This is a genomic window from Clostridium celatum, from assembly GCF_021412605.1.
Lineage (GTDB): Bacteria > Bacillota > Clostridia > Clostridiales > Clostridiaceae > Clostridium > Clostridium celatum.
Genome location: NZ_JAJKGM010000013.1, coordinates 17,349 through 40,752, shown reverse-complemented (window position 1 = coordinate 40,752; position 23,404 = coordinate 17,349). Strand labels below are relative to the sequence as shown.

The following is a 23,404-nucleotide window of genomic DNA, read 5'->3' as shown; positions in this document are numbered from 1 at the left end:
AGTGATTTTTATGTATAAGTTTAATAGCATTGAAGAAGCAATAGAAGATATTAAAAAAGGAAAATTAGTTGTAGTAATAGATGATGAAGATAGGGAAAATGAAGGCGATTTATTAATGGCTGCTGAAATGGTTACTGCAGAAAGTATTAATTTTATGGCCACTTTTGGAAGAGGGCTTATTTGTATGCCTATTGAAGAAAATAGAGCAAGAGCTTTAAATTTACATCCAATGGTAGAGCATAACACAGATAATCATGAAACTGCATTTACAGCATCTATTGATCATATTAACACTACTACAGGTATTTCAACTTTTGAAAGAGCATTAACTATTAAAAGTGTATTAGAAAGTAATGATGAATTAGAATTTAGAAGACCAGGACATATTTTCCCATTAATAGCTAAAGAAGGCGGAGTTTTAAAAAGAGTTGGACATACAGAAGCTGCTGTAGATTTAGCAAGACTTGCAGGCTTTGAGCCAGCAGGTGTTATATGTGAAATTATGAGTAAAGATGGAACTATGGCAAGAACACCTGAACTTATGGATTTTGCAAAGAAACATAATTTAAAAATAATTACTATAGCAGATTTAGTATCATATAGAAGAAGTAATGAAAAGCTAATAGAAAGAGTTGTAGAGATAAAAATGCCTACTAAATATGGTGATTTTAAAATGTATGGTTTTGTAAATAAGTTAAATGGAGAACATCATGTAGCATTAGTAAAAGGTGAGATAAGTGAAGATGAACCAGTATTAACGCGAGTTCATTCAGAATGTTTAACTGGAGATGCCTTAGGTTCAAAAAGATGTGATTGTGGTGAGCAATATGATGCTGCCATGAGAAGAATTGCAGAGGAAGGAAAAGGAATTCTTTTATATATGAGACAGGAAGGAAGAGGTATAGGTCTTATTAATAAGTTAAAGGCTTATGCACTTCAAGATAAGGGATATGATACTGTAGAAGCTAATATTAAGTTAGGTTTCCCAGCAGATATGAGAGATTATGGTATAGGTGCACAAATTCTTAAAGACTTAGGTGTAAGAAAATTAAAATTAATGACTAATAATCCAAGAAAGATTACAGGTTTAAGTAGTTATGATATTGAAATAGTTGAAAGAATAGCAATTCAAATGAATCATAATGAAAATAATGAGTTTTATTTAAAAACTAAGCAACAAAAACTAGATCATATGCTTAAGTTTTAATAACTTTTATAAATATAAAGCAAAATTTAACGTTAAATAAAGCATTGTAATAAAAGTTTAAAGATTTACTTTAATGTTAATATAAAAGTTCAATTAAATATATTAAAAATAAATAATCATAATAAGTGGAGGAATGAAAGATGAAATTTATAGAAGGAAATTTAGTAGCACAAGGAATTAAAGTTGGAATAGTAGTAGGTAGATTTAATGAATTCATAGTTTCAAAATTATTAGGTGGAGCTTTAGATGGGTTAAAAAGACATGGGGTAGAAGAAGATAATATAGAAGTGGCTTGGGTACCAGGTGCTTTTGAAATTCCATTAGTAGCTAAAAAGATGGCAAAGAGTGAAAAGTATGATGCAGTAATATGTTTAGGAGCAGTTATAAAAGGTTCAACACCTCATTTTGATTATGTTTGTGCAGAAGCTTCAAAGGGAATTGCTTCAGTTTCATTAGCTACTGAAAAGCCAGTTATTTTTGGAGTTTTAACTACAGACACAATTGAACAAGCTATAGAAAGAGCTGGTACTAAGGCAGGTAATAAAGGTTATGATGCTGCAGTAACTGCTATTGAAATGGCGAACTTATTAAAGCAATTTTAGAGATAAAAAGAATTTTTAATATTATGGATAAAGTTAAAAATACTAATTCAAAAGAATTTAAAAATATAAAAAATATAGTCTTTGATTATGATGGAACTCTTCATAATAGTATAAAAATATATGCACCTGCTTTTAGAGAAGCTTATAATTATCTTATAGAATCAGGACAAGCTCCAGCTAAAGAGTTTACTGATAAAGAAATTAGTAAATGGCTAGGATTTAGTAGCATTGATATGTGGAATTCTTTTATGCCTAATTTAAAAGAAGATGAAAAACTTAAATGTAGCAATATTATCGGTTCGAATATGATTAAGCATATTAATGAAAATGAGGCTGAATTATATGAAGGTACAGTAGATGTTCTTAATTATTTAAAGAATAAAGGATATAATTTAATATTTCTAAGTAATTGTAAATTAGAATACATGAATAGACATAAGGAAATATTTAGTTTAGATAAGTATTTTACAGAATTTTATTGTACAGAAGAGTTTGATTTTATTCCTAAATATGAGATATTTAAAATTATAAAAGAGAAATATAATGGGGATTTTTTAATAATTGGAGATAGGTTTGTAGATATAGAAATTTCAATTATTCATAATGAATTGTCTATAGGATGTAATTATGGATTTGGAGAAACTAATGAACTTAAAAATGCAAATTTAATTATTAATTATATAAGCGAATTAACGACATTATTATAATTATAATATGAAAATTTAAACAATAAAAATGATGATATAAATAGAAAAGTGTAATACCTTCTATAAAATATATCATCATTTTTTATAAATTTATATTATTAAAGGATTACGGTTAGTTAAATAATTAGTTGGGCAATATAAAATTATTAGGTTATTTAGTAAATATGTTTTATTAGTATTTCAGTATATTTACTTAGAATAGATCACAAAGGATGAGAAATATATGAAAAATAATAATGAGAAAATACTTAATAATAAAATCGAAAATTTTACTATTATAAAATTAACTTTAATTGCTTTAATTATAGGTTTATCTTCTGGTTTGATGATTGGCTTATTTTTGATTTTACTCAAAAAAGCTATAGATTTAAACTTAAAGTATTATTGCCTTATTTTTATATTACCTATATCAGGTATGTTTATGACATTTTTATATAGTAAATTTGGTGGTAATGCACAGAAAGGAAATAATTTGCTAATTGAAAACATTAATGATAGTGATGAAAAAATTAATTTTATTATGGCTCCTTTAGTTTTTCTCGGAACAATACTTACACATTTATTTGGTGGATCTGTTGGAAGAGAGGGGAGTGGAGTTCAAATTGGGGGCTCTTTTGGTAGCTCATTATCTTATATGTTTAAATGTAATAAAGAAGAAAAGAAAATATTAGTTATTAGTGGAATCTCAGCTGGATTTTCTTCTGTATTTGGAACCCCACTTGCTGGAACAGTTTTTGCATTAGAAGTATCTAACATTGGTTATTTAAAATATAGTGCCATGTTGCCAGCCATAGCTGCGGCTATAGTTGGTGATTATGTAGTTAGAATTTTAAAGGTTAAGCATACTACATTTGATATGATAAAAATAGATACGATATCAATTACAAGTATCTTTAAGATAATAATAATTGCAATTTGTTTTGGACTTGCAAGTAAATTATTTGTTTTTATGACTGGAGTTTTTAAGAAGTATTTAAACAAATATTTTAAAAATAAGTATTTAAAAATATTTGTTGGTGGTTCATTGATGGTTATTGCTACTTTAATTATAGGCAATAGAGTATATAACAATTTAAGTTTAAGTTTATTAACAGGAACATTTACAAAAAATTATAGTAATTTTGCGTTTATAATAAAACTTTTATTAACAACTTTATGTCTAGGAGCTGGATATCAAGGTGGGGAGGTAACTCCACTTTTTGTAATAGGGGCCACTTTAGGATCAACACTTGCAGGCTTTATAGGATTACCACTTGCAGTTTGTTCTGCACTTGGATTAGTAGGGGTGTTTTCAGGAGCAACAAAGACACCACTTGCATCATTTCTAATGTATTTAGAACTTTTTGGTTCAACAAATATAATATTTGCACTATTAGTTTGTATTATAAGTGTATTTGTTTCTGGAAAGAAAGGTATTTATTCATCACAAATTTGGCTTAATGAATAAATAGATAGAAGTATTTATTAAGATAAAATAGCCTTAAATAAAAAACCTGAATATAATTAAGAGATGCAGCATCATTAGGTGCTGTATTTTATTTAACTTTTTCTTCTAAATTAGTTATAGCTTCAGCATTTTGTTTATAACCATCAAATAAAGCTTCAATTCGAGGTTTTATTTCATTTTCTATAACCATATTAGTTTTACTTACTTCACATTCCATTTTATCTAGTCTAGAATTTACTGCTAAAAATCCATTTTGCATTTCATTATACATTTTAGTCATTAAATCAAATATTTCCCTATCCATAATAAAGCTCCTTTTAAAATATATTTTAATTTATATGGTAATATTTGATTATATGTATTACCATTAGCAAAATAAATTAAATTAAATAGTAGAATTTAATTATAAATCAACAATTGTTATATTAAAACAAGTAAATTATAGGAATTACACTTTAAGTATTCAAACTTTGAAATAAATATATTCAAATTAATCACTAAAATACTATTTATATAGTTTAAATGCTATTATCACTTTTAAACTTGGAGAATAAGATATAATGAAACTAATTTTTAAGGAAGTATTATGAGAAAAGAAGTAATAATTGATATAAAAAATGCTAATATTACAGGAAATAGTTGTGATGAAACTATAATATTAAAGGGTGATTACTTACATGAAGATAACAATTATGTAGATAGTGCTAAACTGATAATAAAGAATGAAGAAAATGGAGAAATAAAGGAATGTCCTATTAGTGTAGGTGGATATAACCTTAAAATTTTTACTTGTCATATTACTAGTACAAAAAAAGAAGATATTCTTCTTTATGGAGAAACAGGTGGAACAGGAGGATATGCTATTGCAATAGTATATAAATATGAGGATGGAGAGCTTAAAGAAATTTTTAATGGCGAACATTTCTCAGAGAAATATTGCTGTGTAGGAAAATATTTAGAAAACAAAAAGATAGAAATTGTATGTAAGTATTACGAAAAGAAATATATACTAGATATTTGTAATATTAACAAAAGATATTTAAATGAAATTTATAATAGGGATGGAAAGGTAATAACTAATGAAGATCCAACAGTATCTTATATAAATAAGATTAATCTAATAAAAACTTTAGATAGTGATTTAATGAAGTTAGAGCTCTATTCAAGGATAATAGGAGTAAATAATAGCAACACATTAGGCGTTATTAAAACACTTATATCTCTTGAAGATGAAAAAGTAGAAATTTTAGAGCAATGTGCAGTAACTTATGGAGAAAGTATTTCAGTACTTCATAGGGGCATAGATAGAAAAGAAGAAATATTAAATCAATTACCTGAAGATGCAACTCTTATTAATTTAAATAAGTTTGGTGGAAATAATGGTTTAATAGAAATTGATATTGATGGAGATGGAAACAATGAGATTCTTTGTGGTTATAAATCAAAGGGAAATCAATATTTATCAGCTTTTAGAGAAATAAACGGTATATTAAAACAATTAGATTCAATTGGTGGAGAAGGTTATGATATTTCAGATTTAGTAATAACTCCACTTAAAGTTAAGAGTACTAATAATATACTAGTTGGATGGAGAATAGGATCAATTTGGTCAGTACTTGATATATTAGATTTTAAAAATGACAAATTTAATAAACTACTTAAGGGAGAAAAAATAAATTATTCAAAAATTGAAGTTATAGAATCAGACTCTAGAAAGGGAGGGGAAAAGACCTTAGCTTTATGGAGTCATGAAGTGGGTGAGGCATATAATATTCAATTGTATGCTTTCAGAGGAGAAAATTTCCAAAAGACTTTTAGGAGTGATAGAGGATATTTTGAAAAAGTTGAAGATTATTATAAAGATCTTATTAGTAGGACAAGGGAAACTCCACAGTATTTGTATTATTTAATAGATGCACAATATAGGGCAGGAAATAAAAGAGAAGCTATGGAAAATGTAAATAAAGCAATTAAATCTAATAAACCTTATCCTTCTTTAGAAGAGTTAAAGAGATTAAGAAAAAGAATTGCAAGTATGAGGTAAAAGTTAATTGTATAACTAATAACTTAAAATTGCTAATTACTCTTATGTTTTTATAAATGCATCTAATAAAATTTACTATGTTTATTAGATGCATTTATTACATTTTTAAAATTAAATATAGTAAACAATATTTATCATTTTAATAATTATTTTATAAGGGGTAAGTGGTACCTTAAAATCTTCTAGAAGTCAAAATATACTGTAATTTAAATATCAAGAATATAGTTATATTTTTAATATTTATGCATATACATAATCATCAATATATAGAGGTGATATTATGTATATTTATAGAATTATCTTAGATGGTCTAATTTTATCATTTTTAATGGCAGTAACCATTATAAGTATTTTAAGGCTTAATCCAAGATATGAAATGAAAAGTTATCCTAAGGAAATATTAAATGAAGTAGAACCTCAAACAGAAGAAGAAAAGCAAGGCTTTTTAAGAATAGCGCTACCTATGATGATTTTGATATTTATATTTTTAGTAGATAGAGTAAGAAGTGCTTATCTTAATTCATATGTTACATATGCACTATTATTTTTGCATACTTTTTTTATTTTAATGATTTGGAATACAATTGATCTTTTATTTATGGATTGGCTATTGTTTTGTACAATAACCCCTAATTTTATTATATTGCCAGGTACAAAAGGGAATAAAGAATATAAAAATTATAAGTATCATTTTATTAGCTTTTTAAAAGGAATAGTAATTTCAGCTTTTTGTTCGTTAGCTATAGCAGCAATTGTAATGATAATATAGAAAAATATGATAATTTTAAAGGCAGCCTTATTTAAAAAATTAATTTCATAAAATATTTTGTCGCAATAAAAAAGAATAAAAAGTATTTCTTATATGTAATATAGTATTAATAATACTATATTGGGGGGATTAATTTGTCTTCAGATCTTAAGGAAGTAAAAAGATTGAAAGAAGTATTATGTAGAAAAAAAGTATCTCAAATAAAAAAGAAATATCATAAAGCTGAAAAGAAAGTATGTAAAAAGATATTTGAAGATTATAATTATAAAGATTATGATTTTTTGCTTAAAAGTAGATTTATAGAGTTTAGAAAGAGATACTTTAGTAAACTTTATAAGAATGTTAATGATTTAGTTAATAATTACATTGGAAGTTTAGAAGGTGAAATGCAAGAATATATTGATGAAATAGAGAGAAATAGAAGTTTTGAAGTTATAGCTTTAGTAAAGAGTATTTTAGATAGAAATTGTATACTATGGGCATTGTTTGATGATTATATTGAATGTAAGAAAAAATGTATTTGTCCAGAAGTTATTAGTCTTATTGTATGTGAAGAACATAAAAGTGCAGCTTTAAATATTTTTAATGTTTTAGGAGTCAGAGATAATGAAGGCATATATGATATTAATAGTGTAAAAATTAGGCTTTGTTTTGCTTTTACTATTGATGATAATATGTATAACTTAACTAATGATAATATAAGATATTGTCCTGTTGAAGATGAAGAATTACCAATATTAAAAGTCTATTAATACATTGATTATAAATGATAAATTTCAAGGTAAAGGATATTTGATTCAATTTATCTGTAAGAAAATAAAACATATTAAGAAATTAACTAAAAATATTTAGTGAATGAAAAAACTGCGATTAATTTTTATATCGCAGTTTTTACTTTAGAAAAAGTAAATTTATTTATATATTTAAAGAATAATATTATATAGTATAAAAATTAGAATAAATACTTAATATATACAAAATATGAAAATGTGTTAAAATAATAAAGTTATACTAAAACTTTTAATAGGAGACATAACTATGATTAATATATCAAGGATACTAATATATATATTACAAGGATGTTCAGGTGCAGTTGCAGGGTATATTACAAATAAATATGCAGTAAGCATGCTATTTAAGGAATACATACCCTTTAAGATAGGAAATAAAGTAATACTTAATTATAAAGTTGGAGGAGTTATAAAAAATAGAAAAAAAGAATTTGTTGAGGAAATAAGTTCTCTAGTTGAAAGAGATATAATAAATGGTAAATCTTTAAAGGAAAGCTTAGCGAGCGATAAGGTAAGAAAAGAGATAACAAATATCTTTAATACTTTCTTAAATAAAGCATTAAGTGAAGCCTTTAATGATAAGACTTTAAGTAAATTAAAAGGATTTAATAATAGTATAGAAAATATAAGAGTATTTACTAATGAAAATTCTGAAGAAATATTAACTGGACTTTTACAAAAGTGTGCTGAAAATATTGATTTAAATAAACTGTTATCACAAAAACAAATTGAATCTGTAAGTGAAAATTTATATAAATTAATATCTGAAGGAATAAATGAAAATAGTAGTATTTTAAATACTATAGATAACATATATAATGAGAGTTCTAATATTAAGGTTAATGATTTAATTAGTGATAATACTATTAGAATTATTAAGGAAAATATAAATTACATAATTACAGATATTATCGAAGAGTATTTTAGTAATGATGAAAATATAATAGACTTAACAAAGAAGTTAATTGATTTAAGTGAAATAGTAGAAGTAATAGATAGCCTTCAAGTTAAATTAAAAGAGAAAGTTTTAGAAGATTTTATTGATGATAAAGAAATTGAAGCTTTTGGAATAGAAATTAGCAATTATTTATGTAAGTACTTAAAGTCTAATGAAGGAATTAAGCTTACAAGTGATATTATTAAAGAGTTTATTGAAATAATTAAAGAAATAGATCTTTCACTTTATGATATTATGCCAAATGAAATAGGGGAAAGGCTAACAAACTTTATCAATGAAAAGCTTCCTATATTTTTACCTTATATAAGTGAATGGATATTAGCTAATAAAGATGAATTTGATAATATAATTGAGCAATCCATAGATGAAGGTATTGAAAATATGGATGCTAGCATTAAAAGACTTATAGTATCATTAGTTAGAGAACATTTCTTAGATGATATTAGTACTAAAAATGAAGTTATAAACAAAATAGTTAATTTTATTGAAGCTTATAAATTAGATAATAGTGAAGCTAAAAAATTAAGTACTGGTATAGTTAAGTATTTAAAGAATACAAAAATTAAAGATATTGTTATAGCATTAGAAAATAATAATATTTTAAATGATAATATTATTAATAAAGTAAGTGAATTTGTTATTAATGAACTTTCTAATAATGGTACTAACTTAGTAAATCAATTATTAGTAATGCAAAAAAATAAAAAGATTGGTGATTTTGTAACTGTTGATTTTAAAGAACTTTTCAATAAAAAAGGATTAGAAATTATAAGTGGCTTTGTACTAAATAAAAAAGAAAGCTTTAAAGATATTATTTTAAAATTTACTTCAAGCAAAATTAATTCAAAAATAGATAGTATTAAGGATAAGTCTATTAAAGATATTATTCCAGATAAACTTATTAAAAATATAAAAGATAGTAGTAATGAAAAAATAAAAGGATTGTTAATAAGCAATGAATTAGCTTTAAAGGAGTATTTAAGTAATGAAATACAAAGAGAAATAAATAAAATTGATTTAAGTAATGTTATTGAAAAGAATAATTCTAATATAATCGAAAGTATAAAAAGTAAACTTTTAGATTTTGAAGACTTTATCTTTGATAAATGTAATGATATTAAAATAGCAGATATTATTTCTAAATTTAATAAGGATGATAAGAGAATTGCCAGTATTAGCAATGAAGCAGCTATATATCTTGAGAATAATTTAGAAGATTTATTAAAAGGGAAAATTAAAACTATAGTTTACGATAATTTAATTAAACTTAATGAAGATGAAATTTGTGATTTAGCTCAAAAGTTTATGGGAACTGAATTACAGCCACTTTCAATATTTGGAGGAGTACTTGGATTAATTGGTGGTCTTATATTTGGATTGTTTTCAAACAATATAAGCTTATTTGGAACTTATAATAATATATATCAGTTATTAGGTTCAATACTTCTTATGGGATTAATAGGTGTATTTACAAATGTAATTGCAATTGCAATGTTATTTAGACCATATAAAAAGAATAAATTCCTTGCCAAAATACCATTTTTAAAGCAATTTTCTTTAGGATATATTCCAGCTCATAAATCTGATTTAGCAAATGGAATTGGTAGTGTAATTGATAACGAAATATTAAATGGTATAAAAATACAAGAGTTATTTAAAAGTAAAAAGGAAACGATGAATAGCTCACTTGTTAATTTAATTTCAAATAGCAATTATAAATATTTACATGATTCACTTGTAAAAAATAAGAAGTTTGTTTGTAGGTATTTTTATAATAAACTAATTAAAGCTTCAAAGGATAATAATGAAAATATTAGCCAGATTTTAAGTGATGAAATATTAAATATAAAAACAGATAGGATAATTAATATCATAGGAAAAGATTATATAGATTCTACTAATATAAATAGAAAGGATACTTTATATAATAAAATCGGATGTGTAGTTAAAAAGCAAAGAGATTTATTAAATAAATATTTATTAACATACTTAGAAAAAAATATAAATTCTGATAAAAGGATAGTTAACTTATTACCAGAATCATTACTAAATGGAATTGAAGATATATTAGATAACTTAATAAAAAATAAGACACAAGAATTATTAAAGGAGAGTGTTATTAAAGATATTATAATAAGTAGTGATGCTGCTTATAGTACTTTAACAAATAAAAGCTTACAAAATGTATTTGATAATAGCAAAATTGAAGCTTTAAAACAAGTATCTTTTAATAAAATAGAAGGCTTTATTTATATAGATTTAAGATATATTTTAAGTTGTAAAATCAAAGAAATCTTAACAGAAGAGTTAAGTGATGAAAAAACTATTGAATCTATGTTTAATGGTAACATTAAAAAGTTAATTGATAATAATTTAAGTAAGATAAGTGATTTCATAATTATTAAGTTAACAGATATTATAGCAGAAAAGGAAAACTATATTGGAGATTTTGTTAAGCAAAACATAAATTCAAGATTAAATTTCCTTCAAAAAATGGGTTATGCTATGGCTGGTGGAGATAGAATAGTTGATAATTGTGTAAATGTTGCTGTTAATAAAAATTTACCATTATTTATTAGCAAAAAGGTAAATGAAATAGAAGCTATTGTAGGTAATAGTCTAAATACTATTATTTATCCAGTAAAATTAAGTGATTTAAATATTGGAATTAATGAAATAAATAGTAGTGATTTAATTTATAATATATTTGAAGGATTAGCAAATGATAAAAAATTAAATAAAGCTATTAATATAATCAATGATGAATTAGTTGATAAAATTAAAGAGCTAAAAATAGCTTCCCTATTACTACCTTTAAATTTAGATAATCCTGAAAAACTATACTTAAAGTTTAAGAATGAAATAAAATTTGGTAGGAATGAAGTAATAGATAATATTAATAAAAATAGCAAATCTTTAGTGAAGTATAGTAAAGAATTATTTAAAGATAATTTAAAACCTACTATAGAAAATATAACTTTACAGCAGGTATTTAATAATTTAACGGAAAATGATATTAAATATATTTCAGAAAAAGCTATTAACTTACTTTTAAACAGTGAAGCTTTAAATGATGGAGTTGTTAATACACTTAAAGAAATATATTGCAAATCATTTAAAAATAAAGATATATCTATTATTTTAAATGATGAATTGTTAACAAAAGATATTAAAGAAGTTATGTATAATGTTTTAATAAATACAGAAATTCAAAATGAATTATTATTAGCAATTGAAAATATATTTGATAAGTTATCTAAAGAAAACTTTAATATTTTAGATATAGAGCTTAAAGATGATATTAATAAAATAGTTTCTGAAGCAATATTAAATGTTCTTATTATTCATACAAAAGCAATACTAGAAAGCTTAGAGCTTAAAGATATAACCTATAAGCAAATTGAAAAAATGGATTCTAAAGAAATAAATGATTTATTTGACTCCTTTGCTGGTGAATATTTTAAAAAACTATATGGCTATGGTATGGTTGGAGCAGTATTTGGAATAAATTTATGGATTCCTATTATATGGGCTATTATTGAATATATTAGAGGGAAAAAGAATCTTAATTAAACTAAGTTATCCTAAAAATCAAGTTATAAATAAATTAAAAATTTATAACTTGATTTTTATAAATATATTGTTAATAGCTTTATAATTTTTATAGCTAAATAAACTTATTATCTGGTTGTTAAATTAATATAAAGTATTGATTATTTTAAAGGAGTATTAAATTAAAAAAATAATTAATAGTTAAACAAAAGGTGGAATGAAAAATGGAGTTTAGAAAAACAATTAAAACAGATATAGATAGTGTAATGAATATTATTAGACAAGCCCAGGAGTATTTTAAGATACAGGGAATTAACCAATGGCAAGACAATTATCCTAATCCGGATGTAATTAATAGTGATATTGCTAAGGGAGAAAGCTACGTATTATTAAAAGATGATAATATTGTAGCTACTGCCGCCATTTCTTTTGATGGGGAAAAGACATACGAATCTATTTATGAAGGTAAATGGATTACTAACAATAAATTTGCAGTTATTCATAGAATAGCTGTTGACAATAATTATAAAGGATTAGGATTATCATCAAAAATTATTAAATACGTTGAAGAGCTTTGCTTAAATAAAGATGTTTATAGTATAAAGATAGATACACATGAAGAAAATATTTCTATGCAAAAATTACTTGAGAAAAATGACTTTAAATATTGTGGAATAATCTATTTAGCAGATAAAAGTAAAAGAGTTGCTTTTGAGAAGGTGTTAAATAAAAATAGCAAATAATAGATTAATTGTTTTAGTATAATACAAATTAATCAAGGAGCTTGTTTAAAAATAACCTATAAGTTAATACTTATAAAAGAGTATTAACTTATAGGTTATTTTTATAATATTACCTTTTTATATAAAGCCATATTTAAATTTAATATAAATAATGAATATTATGTATAGTTGATAAATATATTTATAATAATTTACTAGTTAGGGGGAGTATAATAATTGAAAATTAGTGATGAAATAAAAGAGCATAGCATTTCTGAACATATAGGGCAAAAAGAAGATTACTATGAATATATAAAAGAATCTAAAGAAGAGCTTGTTGAAGAAATTACAAAAAGAATTATAAGTGAAATTAAAAGAGAAAAAAATAATGTAATAAATAATATATATGTTAAGGAAATAGAAGAAGAGGAGGAAGAAGAAGAAGTCATTGATAATAAAATACAATGGGCTCCAATTATAGTTGTTATATTAATAGGAATGTTTTTTTTATTTATATTAGTTTATTTTACTTCTAATAGTGAAATTTCAGATAATAGTAAAGTATTAACTGAAAGTGCAGAAGAAAAAGTAGTTTTAGTAACTCCTATTACTGACTCAATAGAAGAAAATGAAGAATTAAGAGAAAGTATGGAAAAAAATGAAGTTAAACATTCTAATGTAATAGAAAGTTTATTTTCATTTACTAATAATTCTACTGATATTCAGTCAATAGATTTTAAAGCTTTTGAAAAGTCAGTTAAAAAAAGTATAATTGATATACTTGATAAAGTAAAAGAATCATTAGAATAAAAAGAGCTGAAATCAGCTCTTTTTACTATGAGGCAATTATATTTTCATTAGTAGATAATTTCTCTTTTCTATTTTGCCAATAAAAATATCCGAAACAAATTATAATTGAAACAAAGGTAGAGATTGGTGCTGCTAACCCCAACTCATAAAGGGTAGCTCCATCAATTCTGCTTATAAAATAGGTTAACGGAATTCTAAACCCAAAAGTAGCAATTAAACTATGAATAAGAGAAATTGTTGATTTTCCTTGTCCACTAAAATATCCATTCATACAAAATACGAAGCTTACCATAATACAATCAATAGAAAAAGATTTTAAATATTCTCCTGCAACTTTTACAACATTGATATCATTTGAGAAAATTGAAGTTAGTGTTTCGGGATATAGTTGAGAATATATCATTGCTAAAACCCCAAATATCAAAGAATAAATTATTCCATAACGAAGAACCGTCTTAGCTCTCTTAATTTCTCCAGCGCCAATATTTTGTGCCGTCATTGCAGAAACAGTAGAACCAAAAGCTGTAGGAGGAAGCATTGCAAATATAATAATCTTTTCAACTACCCCAACAGCAGCTGAAGCAACTAATCCCATTGTATTTATTACAGCTGTAATAATTAAAAATGATATATTAACTAAAGCATCCTGTAGAGCTAGTGGAAATCCTACTATTAATATATATTTAACAGACTCCTTGTCCAATTTAAAATGTTTTTTGTTTATTTCAAAAGAAAATCCTTTCTTAATCATATAAATTAAAGAAATTATAAAGCTTATTGCTTGTGATGAAATAGTAGCTATTGCTGCTCCAATTGCTCCAAATTTTAATACACCAACTAAAACAACGTCAACAATTATATTTACTATACAAGCTATTAATACAAAGTATACTGGGGTCTTTGAATCGCCTAATCCTCTAAATATACCACTTACAGCATTGTAACCAATAATAAAAGGAATGCCTAATGAACAAATTATAATATATTGTCTTGTAAAGCTAATAGCTTCTAGTGGTGTATGCATTAGAGAAATAGCAGAATTTGTTGCTAAAAACATTAATGGCGTTAATATTATTGCAAATAGTATAAATAGAATACTTAATGATCCGATAGCTTTTGCTGTTCCTTCAGCATTCTTTTCTCCTATACGTCTACCAATTAATACTGTTCCACCCATTGAAATACCTAAAATTATACCAGTTATAGTTTGCATTACCTGACTACCAATAGCTACAGCTGAAACTGCAGCCGAATCTGAGAATTGACCAACAACAAATAAGTCGGCAGCTCCATATAATGCTTGTAATAAGCTTGCAAATAAAACTGGGATTGCAAATTTTAATAGTGTTGTACTGATTTTACCTTTCGTTAAATTACTCATAGTTAATATCCTCCTATAAATATTTAATTTTGTGTATATAATATTTTTTTCTTTAAAACAAAAAAGCTGGATAAGCTAGTAAGCTTTCGCTTACCATCTTATCCAGCGCAAATTTCTTAAAGAAAATTATTACACCCTCCGATGAACGATTATATTGTACAGATATAGGTAAATTTAGTCAAGAATTATTTTTTAATACCAAACAATATTAGCTACTTTTTCTAGTTCTTCTTTTGAAAAAATATCAGTTAAACATCGGTATTCTTTTGCTGAAACACCTGCTGTTTTATAATACATATCACATCCTAAAAGATTTGAGATTTTCATTTAGTAGATAATTCGTCTGAAATAAATATATATCAAAAAACTTTTAGTAAGAAATTGCTAGAAGGCTTTTGTTATAAAAAATAGTTTTATATTTAAATATAGAATATATGTTCAAAATGTAGTATAAAATTAGTATAAGGTAAAACTCATATGAATGGAGTGAAAATATGATATTAAATGCTAAGCAAAAGGAAGTCGTTAATGAGCTTGATAAGAATATTCTTTTATTAGCTTCTGCAGGAACAGGTAAAACTGATGTATTATCAAAAAGGATAGCTAATATTATTAATCAAGGAAAAGCTAAATCTTCAGAAATACTTTGTATAACCTTTACTAATAAGGCCTGTAGAGAAATGCAAGATAGAATTGAAACCGTAGTAGGGGCTAATGCTAAGGATATTAGTATTAAAACCTTTCATAGCTTTTGCTTTGATGTAATTAAAGAACAAGCAAAAAAAAGAACTGATATATTTACAGACTTTTTAATTTTTGATGAAGAAGATTGTAAGGAGCTTATAGCTACTTGTAATTATTTTGATTACCCAGTAAAGGGATTAAAGTCATTTATAGATATGGTTAAAAGCGAAAGAGCAAGACTTAATATTTATACTGATGATTATAATGAAGATATAAAAAAAGTTATAGATGATATTTTCCACCACAAAGAAGAAGCTATAGATCAAATGTGTAAGGAAAATAGAATTATTAACTTTGATATGAAAGATTATCTTAAAGATAGAGGACATGAATTAATAAAAACATATAATGCATTACTTCACAATAATCATGGCTTAGATTTTAATGATTTAATAGAAAATGCTCAAGTTATTTTTAGTGATGAAGCTGTAGTAAAGTCACTTTCTGAAAAATATAAGTATATAAATATAGATGAGGTTCAAGATACTAGTACACTTGAATATTCAATAATAGAAAAAATCTTTAATAAAAATAATATATTATTATGTGGAGATATGTTCCAAACTATATATGAATGGAGAGGTTCTAATCCAGATACTATATTTAATCTGTATACCTCTAAGTATTCACCTAATAAAATAGTATTTAACAAAAATTATAGAGCTACAAAAAATTTAACTAATGCATCTTTAGCTTTTTTAAACAATGCATTTAAAGAAAAAGCTAGCACAATATATGAAGAAGGTATAATTTCAGAGTCACCTATAGATGGAGATAAAATAGCTTTTGCTGTAAGAGACGGGATTTTTCCAGAGAGTAAGTTTATTGTTGATGAAATAAATAAGTTAATTCAAGGTGGAAATGATATTTCTAAGACATGTATATTAACTAGAGACAATAGTTATAATATTGCATTAAGTAAAGCATTAAGTAATTTAGGCAATTCTACCTATCAATTTATATTGGTAGATCAATATAAATTTTTTAGAAGACAAGAAATTAAAGATATTATAGCTTTTCTTAAATTAATAGCTAATAGAAATGATTCTTTAAGTCTTAGTAGAATTATAGAGAGATTACCAACTGGTATAGGTGAAGTTACATTAAGTGATATAGCATCTAATAAATATAAAGAAATAGGAATTAGATTATCTGATTATATTGATCCAAATGTTATAAAGTATGGTGAAAGATATGCATTACTTATAAATGAACTTGAAAATAATAATGTTGTTATATTTGATGTTGAAAGCACAGGAGTAGATGTAACTGAAGATGAAATAATCCAAATAGCAGCTATAAAGATTGATAATAAAGGAAAAGTTATAGAAAAGTTTGAAAGATTTTTAAAAAATAATAAATCTGTTAAGTCTTCTGAATTTGTTCATGGATTTTCAGACGAATTTTTAAGAATTAATGGAGAGGATAAAATCTCTGTTTTTAATGACTTTTTAGAATTTAGTAAAGATACTATAATAGTAGGTCATAATGTTCAGTATGATATAAGCATTTTAACAAGTGAACTTGAAAGACTTAAAATGGCTAAACCTATGTTTAAAGGTGTATTTGATACATTAGATATATATAGACGATTTTATCCTAATGCTATAAATCATAAGCTTGAAACTTTAAGTAGAATATTTGACACAAGTCATAAGCCATCACATAATGCAATGGATGATATACTTGCAACAGGAGAGTTATTAGTTTATGCAGTTAATAAATATTTAAAACCAACTTCAATGGAAAGAATGGCTTTTATGAGTAAATATTTAAAGAGCTTTAATGATATAACTAATAAGCTAAATTCTTTATTTGAATCATCAGAAAATATGAGGGCTTATGAAATTATACCTTATATTATAAATGATTTAGGAGTTAAAAACTTATATAAAGGTGAAGGCGGAGTAGAAAAGCTAGAAAGATTAAGAGATTTCTATTCATTACTAAAAGATTTAGATATTCCTGAAAAGAGCAATAGAAATTCTTTATTAGATGTGATAAAAATGACAGGACTATCTAATGGCGAATTAGAAGAATTAATAATTAAACGAAGTAAAAAACCTAGAATCCCTATAATTACAGTTCATCAATCAAAAGGATTAGAATTTGAAAATGTATTTTTAGCAGGAATGCAGGAGGAAACATTCCCTTCATATGGAGCTGTTAAAAGTGGAAGAATGGACGAAGATAAAAGGACTTTTTATGTTGCTATGACAAGAGCAAAGAAGAGGCTCTATATAACATCAAATACTAAAGGTTTATATGGGTATAGAAAAGATGTTAGTAGATTTGTAAAACTTATACCAAGTAAGTATATTGAAATTAAATAATTTTTATTTAAAATATTTATTGATAAAATACCAATATAGGGTTATACTGTAAAAGTAAAATTTATATACTCAGAATAATTCTGAGAGAGGTTCGTAACCATCCCTCTATAAAAAACTAGGACCCTAATAACTTTTTAATATTTTAAAAGTTTATTAGATTAATTTTATTGCATAAATTACAATGAAATATAAACTAGATTTTAATATATGAGGGAGCCATGTCATTTGATAAGGCTCCCTTTATTTTGTGATGGAATGAACTTTTAAGTTTATTCCATTTTTTTATTTTCTGAATGTAAATTTTATCTTCGTTATACTGTGTTAGATAGTAATATTCAGTCTAATACATACACCTATTAATTAAAGGAGAGAGTAAAAATGAAAAAGAAAGTAATAATTGATTGTGATCCTGGAATTGATGATTCATTAGCTTTAATTTTAGCATTAAATTCACCAGAAATAGAAGTTATAGGTATTACTACAGTTTCAGGAAATGTTAAATCAGATCAAGGTGCAAAAAATGCACTAAAGGTCTTAAAGCTTATGAACAGAGAAGCTATTCCAGTATACATAGGTGAGGAATTCCCACTAATAAGAGAACTTATTACAGCACAAGATACTCATGGTGAAGATGGTCTTGGTGAAACTAATTATGCTGAAGCCAATGTTAAAATACATTATGGTGGTGTGGACTTTATTTTAGAAAATGCTAAAAAAGGTGATTTAAGCATAATTGCTTTAGGTCCATTAACGAACTTAGCAAAAGCTATAGAGAAAGATGAACTTAGTTTTAATATGATAAATGAAATAGTTTCTATGGGTGGGGCTTTTAAATCACATGGTAACTGTTCACAAGTTGCTGAATTTAATTATTGGGTTGATCCTCATGGGGTAAAAGAAATATTTTATAAAAGCAAAGTACCTTTTTCAATGGTTTGCTTAGATGTAACTAGAGAAATAGTACTAACACCTAATCTTATAGAACTTATAAAACAAATAGGTGGGGATGTAGCTAATTTTATTGTAGATGTAACTAGATTTTATGTTGATTTCCATTGGAAACAAGAAAAAACTTTAGGATGTGTAATAAATGATCCATTAGCTGTAGCTTATTTCATAGATAGGAGCATTTGTGAAGGCTTTACTTCTTACTTAGATATAGTTACAGATGGTATTGCTATAGGCCAAACTTTAGTTGATATAGGTGAATTTTATAAAAAAGAGCATAATGGGCTTGTATTAACAAAAGTAAATTCAGATAAATTTATGAAAATGTTCTTAGAAAGAATATTTCCAGATAATAAAGAGGATATTGAAATAGTACTTAACAATCCTAGGTACGGAGTAAATAACTTTCGATAAATCTTATATATTAATAATCAATTGTAAATAATTAGGGGGATTTTATATGAATAGAAATAATACTTTTAAAATTACATTTATGTCAATAGCCGTAGTAATAAATATTGTTGGAGCTTTTGTTGCAACATCATTAAAATTACCAATATTTATTGATACCATAGGAACTTTTTTATCAGCATTTTTATTTGGTCCTATAGGGGGTGTATTAACTGGGCTTGTAACATCATTAATTAATGGGCTTACTTTTGACCCGTATTCACTATATTTTATGCCAGTTCAAATAATAATTGGTTTTATGGCAGGTCTTTGTTATAGAAAAAATTTATTTAAAGGTAAAGCAATAGTTTTAGGAATTGTAATTGTAACTGTAATAGGATCATTTGTAGCATCTTTAATTTCTGCTTTTGTTTTTGGAGGAATAACATCTTCAGGTACTTCTTTTATAATAATGTATTTAAAAGAAGCAGGAATAAATATAGTAGCAAGTATATTTTCTACACAAATTTTATTTGATTTACTAGATAAATCTATTACAGTTTGCCTTGTATTAACATTAATAAAAGCTTTTCCATCTAAAATTATAGGAGCTGTAAAGAATGTAGAATAAGCTTTAATAAAAATAACCAGTAGAAGCTTAATATGCTTATTTTATAGCAAATAGTTAAATGTAGCTATAAATTTAGAAGTTTAGCTTACTGGTTATTTTTATATTATAAATTCATCAAGAACTTTTCCTTTAAGGTTAATTGCGGATATTTTAATAAATGTAGAATTTAAATCTACAACAACAAAATGATATACAGCAATAGGAGGTATAATGACGCCACTTTTACTACTATATTTATTTTTAAGCTTTTCACCACCCCCGCCTGAAATAATTTGATAAATACTATTTTTATTATTTATAATACGTCTTGAATAATTATGCTCATGTGAGGAAAAGACTACTTTTATATTGTATTCATCAACTATTGACCAAAACTCATCTCTGTATTTAGGATATAAATCTAAACAATGTCCAAGATGAGCTCCAGTAGGAAAAGCTGGCGAATGAACAAAAACTAACTTTCTTTTATTGTTTTCTGCACAAGATTCTTTAAACCATTTTAGTTGATTATTAGTAATTCTATGAATTTCACCGTAATGAAAGGAATTAAGAACTATTAGTCTGCATTCGGGAAAGTCCATATAATAGACAGTTTTATTATATCCTTCTAAATAATTAGTGACTTTAAGATCAGCATAGCATTTGCTAAATAACTGTTCTAAAGTTTCATCAGATGGGTTAATATTAACTTCATGATTGCCTACTATTGGAATTAGGGGCTTATTGGGATAATAACTAGCAACTATGTTTCTAAAGTCATTAATTTGAGTTAATAGAATATTGGGGTTATCACCTCCCGCTATGGAATCTCCTAAAACAATAACAAAATCGGGCTTAGGATTAAGTCTACTGCTTTCGTTTAAAATGGAATTTAATATTTTTTTGTTTATACCATTTTCTTTACCTTTTGAATCTCCAAAAACAATAAATCTCATTATTTCTCCTTATTTAAAGTATTAATCCACTTGTTAAAAATATCAGGTCGTACAATTTTAACAAAACTTAAAAATTGATTTTTATAACCAAAAGAATTTAACCCATTAATGATTAAGGATGGATATACGACAGTCTTTTTCATAGCTCTAGCTGTATCTATAAGTCTTAATTCTTCATCATCAGTTATAAAAATGTGAAATAATGCAGTATCTAATCTTGAAAAACCTACTTTTGACATAGCTTCATATAACTCTAATATTTTATTAGCAAGTGCTGGTGTAAGTGAATTATTTAATAAATATTTATCAAATTCAATGCCTGTTATTAATTCTCTTATAATATAATTTTCACCGTAGCTATAAAGCTTAGGAAAGTGGTTGTTATTTTGTGACATAAGTAATGTATCTATTTCATTTTCACAATAAGTTCTTTTTTTAAAAACTTTAATACACTTTTTTTCATCAATTTTATAAACTTTTCCTTGTGTACCTGTTCCTAATAATTGTAATTCATTTATATTTATACCTTCATATAATTTCATTTATCACCATAAAAAATTAATAATAATACTATATGTTTTTAGATATTACGAAGTACCATTTTATTAATAAATATGAATTAAAAAGCCTTTCTATTTTTTATAGTAAAATTTGATGTATTTGGATATTTATATTACTATTATTAGTAAAGGAGGGGTAATATAGACATGAAAAAGCTAATAACTACTTTACTATTTTTATTTATATTGATTATTCCACAAAATATCTTTGCAACAAGTAGGGAATATTACATCGATAATTTAGATATTGAAGCCAAAATACTTCAAAATGGGGATGTAGAAGTTAATGAAATATTACAGTACAGGTTTTCAGGACAGTTTAATGGTATATTTAGAAATTTGATTTCTTATGGTTCAGATGGATATATAATAAATGACGTTTCTATTATTGATGAATCTGGCAATACAATAAAAGCTACTGAAGGCTATAATGAAGAAAATAACACATATGAAATTAACGATTTAGGTGGAGAGACACAAATTAAACTTTTTACTAAAAGTAGTGATGAAACAAAAAGTATTAATATTAAATATACCATAAAAGAAGCTGCTAAAAAATATGAAAATTTTTCAGAGTTTTATTGGAACTTTTATACTGTTGAAAATATAGATTCAGTAAAAAGTGGCACTTTGAAAATTTCATTAAAAAACGATAACTTTAATAAAGATAGCTTTTACTATGAACTTTTTGGTGATGGTAAAATTGATTCGAATTATACAGAAGATCTAGTAGAAGTTAATTTTAAAGATTTAACTTCATTAATAGGTATTAAGTTACAATTTCAAAAGGATTATTTAAACATGGTTGATGAAATACCTATAGATATAGATGAAAATAATAATGGGGATTATAGCTCTTATGAAAAGTGTGATATATCTGAGAATAATAATTCTAGTATATTTATAATATTAGGTATCTTAATTTGTGGGGGAGTTGGTGCTTGGTTTATTAATAAATCAAAGTTTGAAAATGAATTAGCAAAATATAGAGAAGAGTATATATTTACAAATAATGAATTTTTAATAGATCCACCATCAGACTTACCTCCTGCTTTAGTTAATTTACTTATAAACGAAAAGTATGTAAATGAAAGCATGTTAAATCCAACATTATTTTATTTAGCTAATAAGGGATATTACAAGTTAGAGGAGAAAACTATTATACTAGATAAAAAAGGCAAAAAAACTAATAAAGAAGATTTAGTATTTACTAGAGTTAATTTGAATACTAATTTAGAATTTGAACACTTAGACTATGTACTGAAATGGTTTGAAAAATACGAGTCAGAAGGAAGTTTTACCTTACAAGAAATAAAAAAAGTAGTTAAATCTGAAAATAAAGCTAAAGAATTTGTTGAAAAATTATCAAAATGGCAAAAAATCGTTATACAAGATGCTGAGAATAGAGGTTTTTATACTGAAATTAGAAATAAAAAAGTGTTAGAAAATAGCTGGTATAATGAAAAGCTTAAATGGCTTAATTATAAAGAATATCTAAAGAAAATAGGTAACACCCATATAGTAAAAATAGATGATAGAATAGGGGATAATTTAATTTATGCTTATGCTTTAGAAATTACTAATAAAGAATTTAAAAATTTAATTGATGCTATAAAAATAGATACTAAAATGAATAATTATGATTTATATTCAAATAATCATTGGTTATATGATAATTATTTCTATTATACAACATTATTTAACGATATTAATGGAACCGCTCATAATGCAGCAAATCCACCTAATAATTCATCAAGTGATTTTGGTGGAATATCAAGTGGTGGAGGCTTTACGGGTGGAGGTGGAGGAGACTCTGGAGCTTTTTAGAAAAATATATAGAATTTTAAATTAATATATAAGGAAGAAGGATTAA

At 25.0% G+C, this 23,404-nt stretch carries 19 protein-coding genes and 1 riboswitch; of the genes, 14 read left to right on the top strand and 5 right to left on the bottom strand.

What is annotated here, in order from left to right; translation table 11 throughout:
* Positions 1 to 10 precede the first annotated feature (10 nt).
* The 4 genes from LPC13_RS07590 to LPC13_RS07575 all read left to right on the top strand — a co-directional run bounded on the left by LPC13_RS07590 (position 11) and on the right by LPC13_RS07575 (position 3,963).
* Positions 11 to 1,207, top strand: coding sequence for a bifunctional 3,4-dihydroxy-2-butanone-4-phosphate synthase/GTP cyclohydrolase II (locus LPC13_RS07590; protein ID WP_234088728.1), 1,197 nt, complete (start codon positions 11 to 13; stop codon positions 1,205 to 1,207).
* A gap of 140 nt (positions 1,208 to 1,347) precedes the next feature.
* On the top strand, positions 1,348 to 1,809 hold the full coding sequence (gene ribH, locus LPC13_RS07585) for a 6,7-dimethyl-8-ribityllumazine synthase (protein WP_005211239.1): 462 nt from the start codon (positions 1,348 to 1,350) through the stop codon (positions 1,807 to 1,809).
* Positions 1,810 to 1,832: 23 nt separating this feature from the next.
* Complete coding sequence (locus LPC13_RS07580; RefSeq protein ID WP_005211241.1) at positions 1,833 to 2,516, top strand: HAD family hydrolase; 684 nt, start codon at positions 1,833 to 1,835, stop codon at positions 2,514 to 2,516.
* Between the two features lie 223 nt (positions 2,517 to 2,739).
* Positions 2,740 to 3,963 carry a chloride channel protein gene (locus tag LPC13_RS07575; RefSeq protein WP_005211242.1) on the top strand — a complete coding sequence of 408 codons (1,224 nt, stop codon included), beginning with the start codon at positions 2,740 to 2,742 and terminating at the stop codon, positions 3,961 to 3,963.
* Positions 3,964 to 4,051: 88 nt separating this feature from the next.
* Here LPC13_RS07575 and LPC13_RS07570 read toward each other — a convergent pair whose 3' ends face one another.
* Positions 4,052 to 4,267 carry a hypothetical protein gene (locus LPC13_RS07570; RefSeq protein ID WP_005211244.1) on the bottom strand — a complete coding sequence of 72 codons (216 nt, stop codon included), beginning with the start codon at positions 4,265 to 4,267 and terminating at the stop codon, positions 4,052 to 4,054.
* A 282-nt stretch (positions 4,268 to 4,549) separates the two neighbouring features.
* Between LPC13_RS07570 and LPC13_RS07565 the strand changes: the two genes are divergently transcribed.
* The 6 genes from LPC13_RS07565 (at position 4,550) to LPC13_RS07540 (ending at position 13,609) form a co-directional block, all read left to right on the top strand.
* Positions 4,550 to 6,007, top strand: coding sequence for a hypothetical protein (locus LPC13_RS07565; RefSeq protein ID WP_005211246.1), 1,458 nt, complete (start codon positions 4,550 to 4,552; stop codon positions 6,005 to 6,007).
* Between the two features lie 280 nt (positions 6,008 to 6,287).
* Complete coding sequence (locus LPC13_RS07560; protein ID WP_005211248.1) at positions 6,288 to 6,776, top strand: hypothetical protein; 489 nt, start codon at positions 6,288 to 6,290, stop codon at positions 6,774 to 6,776.
* Between the two features lie 134 nt (positions 6,777 to 6,910).
* Positions 6,911 to 7,528 (top strand): hypothetical protein, encoded by a 618-nt coding sequence (locus LPC13_RS07555; protein ID WP_005211258.1) that lies wholly within the window; start codon positions 6,911 to 6,913, stop codon positions 7,526 to 7,528.
* 286 nt (positions 7,529 to 7,814) lie between these two features.
* Positions 7,815 to 12,098: a DUF445 family protein gene (locus LPC13_RS07550; RefSeq protein ID WP_005211261.1), complete on the top strand. Its 4,284-nt coding sequence runs from the start codon at positions 7,815 to 7,817 to the stop codon at positions 12,096 to 12,098.
* A gap of 203 nt (positions 12,099 to 12,301) precedes the next feature.
* A complete protein-coding gene (locus LPC13_RS07545; RefSeq protein WP_005211263.1) occupies positions 12,302 to 12,820 on the top strand; it encodes a GNAT family N-acetyltransferase in 519 nt (172 codons plus the stop codon).
* 216 nt (positions 12,821 to 13,036) lie between these two features.
* The gene (locus LPC13_RS07540) at positions 13,037 to 13,609 is read left to right on the top strand and encodes a hypothetical protein (protein ID WP_005211266.1); all 573 of its coding nucleotides are present in this window, start codon (positions 13,037 to 13,039) and stop codon (positions 13,607 to 13,609) included.
* A 25-nt stretch (positions 13,610 to 13,634) separates the two neighbouring features.
* Here the strand turns inward: LPC13_RS07540 and LPC13_RS07535 are convergent, their stop codons facing one another.
* Positions 13,635 to 14,990, bottom strand: a complete 1,356-nt coding sequence (locus tag LPC13_RS07535; protein WP_005211269.1) for an MATE family efflux transporter — start codon at positions 14,988 to 14,990, stop codon at positions 13,635 to 13,637.
* 192 nt (positions 14,991 to 15,182) lie between these two features.
* Positions 15,183 to 15,317: a hypothetical protein gene (locus LPC13_RS16970; protein ID WP_005211271.1), complete on the bottom strand. Its 135-nt coding sequence runs from the start codon at positions 15,315 to 15,317 to the stop codon at positions 15,183 to 15,185.
* 167 nt (positions 15,318 to 15,484) lie between these two features.
* On the opposite strand from LPC13_RS16970, the gene LPC13_RS07530 reads away from it, so the two are divergent.
* The 3 genes from LPC13_RS07530 to LPC13_RS07520 all read left to right on the top strand — a co-directional run bounded on the left by LPC13_RS07530 (position 15,485) and on the right by LPC13_RS07520 (position 20,036).
* Entirely contained in the window at positions 15,485 to 18,067 is a 2,583-nt protein-coding gene (locus LPC13_RS07530; RefSeq protein WP_005211272.1) for a 3'-5' exonuclease, read from the top strand.
* A gap of 80 nt (positions 18,068 to 18,147) precedes the next feature.
* A riboswitch (PreQ1 riboswitch) is annotated at positions 18,148 to 18,192 on the top strand.
* 253 nt (positions 18,193 to 18,445) lie between these two features.
* Positions 18,446 to 19,429, top strand: coding sequence for a nucleoside hydrolase (locus LPC13_RS07525; protein WP_005211274.1), 984 nt, complete (start codon positions 18,446 to 18,448; stop codon positions 19,427 to 19,429).
* Positions 19,430 to 19,475: 46 nt separating this feature from the next.
* Positions 19,476 to 20,036 carry an ECF transporter S component gene (locus tag LPC13_RS07520; RefSeq protein ID WP_195244351.1) on the top strand — a complete coding sequence of 187 codons (561 nt, stop codon included), beginning with the start codon at positions 19,476 to 19,478 and terminating at the stop codon, positions 20,034 to 20,036.
* A gap of 98 nt (positions 20,037 to 20,134) precedes the next feature.
* Here LPC13_RS07520 and LPC13_RS07515 read toward each other — a convergent pair whose 3' ends face one another.
* Together LPC13_RS07515 and LPC13_RS07510 are read right to left on the bottom strand one after the other, a co-directional pair.
* On the bottom strand, positions 20,135 to 20,971 hold the full coding sequence (locus LPC13_RS07515; RefSeq protein ID WP_195244350.1) for a metallophosphoesterase family protein: 837 nt from the start codon (positions 20,969 to 20,971) through the stop codon (positions 20,135 to 20,137).
* Positions 20,971 to 21,513: an RIO2 family protein gene (locus LPC13_RS07510; RefSeq protein ID WP_005211281.1), complete on the bottom strand. Its 543-nt coding sequence runs from the start codon at positions 21,511 to 21,513 to the stop codon at positions 20,971 to 20,973. The genes LPC13_RS07515 and LPC13_RS07510 overlap by 1 nt, the downstream gene beginning before the upstream one ends.
* Positions 21,514 to 21,678: 165 nt before the next feature.
* On the opposite strand from LPC13_RS07510, the gene LPC13_RS07505 reads away from it, so the two are divergent.
* Positions 21,679 to 23,358: a DUF2207 domain-containing protein gene (locus tag LPC13_RS07505; RefSeq protein ID WP_234088727.1), complete on the top strand. Its 1,680-nt coding sequence runs from the start codon at positions 21,679 to 21,681 to the stop codon at positions 23,356 to 23,358.
* Positions 23,359 to 23,404: the final 46 nt, after the last annotated feature.

Excerpts from the sequence above, each read along its gene's own strand:
- LPC13_RS07565 (WP_005211246.1), top strand. The coding sequence starts at position 4,550 with ATGAGAAAAGAAGTAATAATTGATATAAAAAATGCTAATATTACAGGA.
- LPC13_RS07535 (WP_005211269.1), bottom strand. The coding sequence starts at position 14,990 with ATGAGTAATTTAACGAAAGGTAAAATCAGTACAACACTATTAAAATTT.
- LPC13_RS07560 (WP_005211248.1), top strand. The coding sequence starts at position 6,288 with ATGTATATTTATAGAATTATCTTAGATGGTCTAATTTTATCATTTTTA.
- LPC13_RS07545 (WP_005211263.1), top strand. The coding sequence starts at position 12,302 with ATGGAGTTTAGAAAAACAATTAAAACAGATATAGATAGTGTAATGAAT.
- LPC13_RS07530 (WP_005211272.1), top strand. The coding sequence starts at position 15,485 with ATGATATTAAATGCTAAGCAAAAGGAAGTCGTTAATGAGCTTGATAAG.
- LPC13_RS07590 (WP_234088728.1), top strand. The coding sequence starts at position 11 with ATGTATAAGTTTAATAGCATTGAAGAAGCAATAGAAGATATTAAAAAA.
- LPC13_RS07510 (WP_005211281.1), bottom strand. The coding sequence starts at position 21,513 with ATGAAATTATATGAAGGTATAAATATAAATGAATTACAATTATTAGGA.
- LPC13_RS16970 (WP_005211271.1), bottom strand. The coding sequence starts at position 15,317 with ATGAAAATCTCAAATCTTTTAGGATGTGATATGTATTATAAAACAGCA.
- LPC13_RS07580 (WP_005211241.1), top strand. The coding sequence starts at position 1,833 with ATGGATAAAGTTAAAAATACTAATTCAAAAGAATTTAAAAATATAAAA.
- LPC13_RS07505 (WP_234088727.1), top strand. The coding sequence starts at position 21,679 with ATGAAAAAGCTAATAACTACTTTACTATTTTTATTTATATTGATTATT.
- LPC13_RS07515 (WP_195244350.1), bottom strand. The coding sequence starts at position 20,971 with ATGAGATTTATTGTTTTTGGAGATTCAAAAGGTAAAGAAAATGGTATA.
- ribH (WP_005211239.1), top strand. The coding sequence starts at position 1,348 with ATGAAATTTATAGAAGGAAATTTAGTAGCACAAGGAATTAAAGTTGGA.
- LPC13_RS07575 (WP_005211242.1), top strand. The coding sequence starts at position 2,740 with ATGAAAAATAATAATGAGAAAATACTTAATAATAAAATCGAAAATTTT.
- LPC13_RS07550 (WP_005211261.1), top strand. The coding sequence starts at position 7,815 with ATGATTAATATATCAAGGATACTAATATATATATTACAAGGATGTTCA.
- LPC13_RS07525 (WP_005211274.1), top strand. The coding sequence starts at position 18,446 with ATGAAAAAGAAAGTAATAATTGATTGTGATCCTGGAATTGATGATTCA.
- LPC13_RS07570 (WP_005211244.1), bottom strand. The coding sequence starts at position 4,267 with ATGGATAGGGAAATATTTGATTTAATGACTAAAATGTATAATGAAATG.
- LPC13_RS07520 (WP_195244351.1), top strand. The coding sequence starts at position 19,476 with ATGAATAGAAATAATACTTTTAAAATTACATTTATGTCAATAGCCGTA.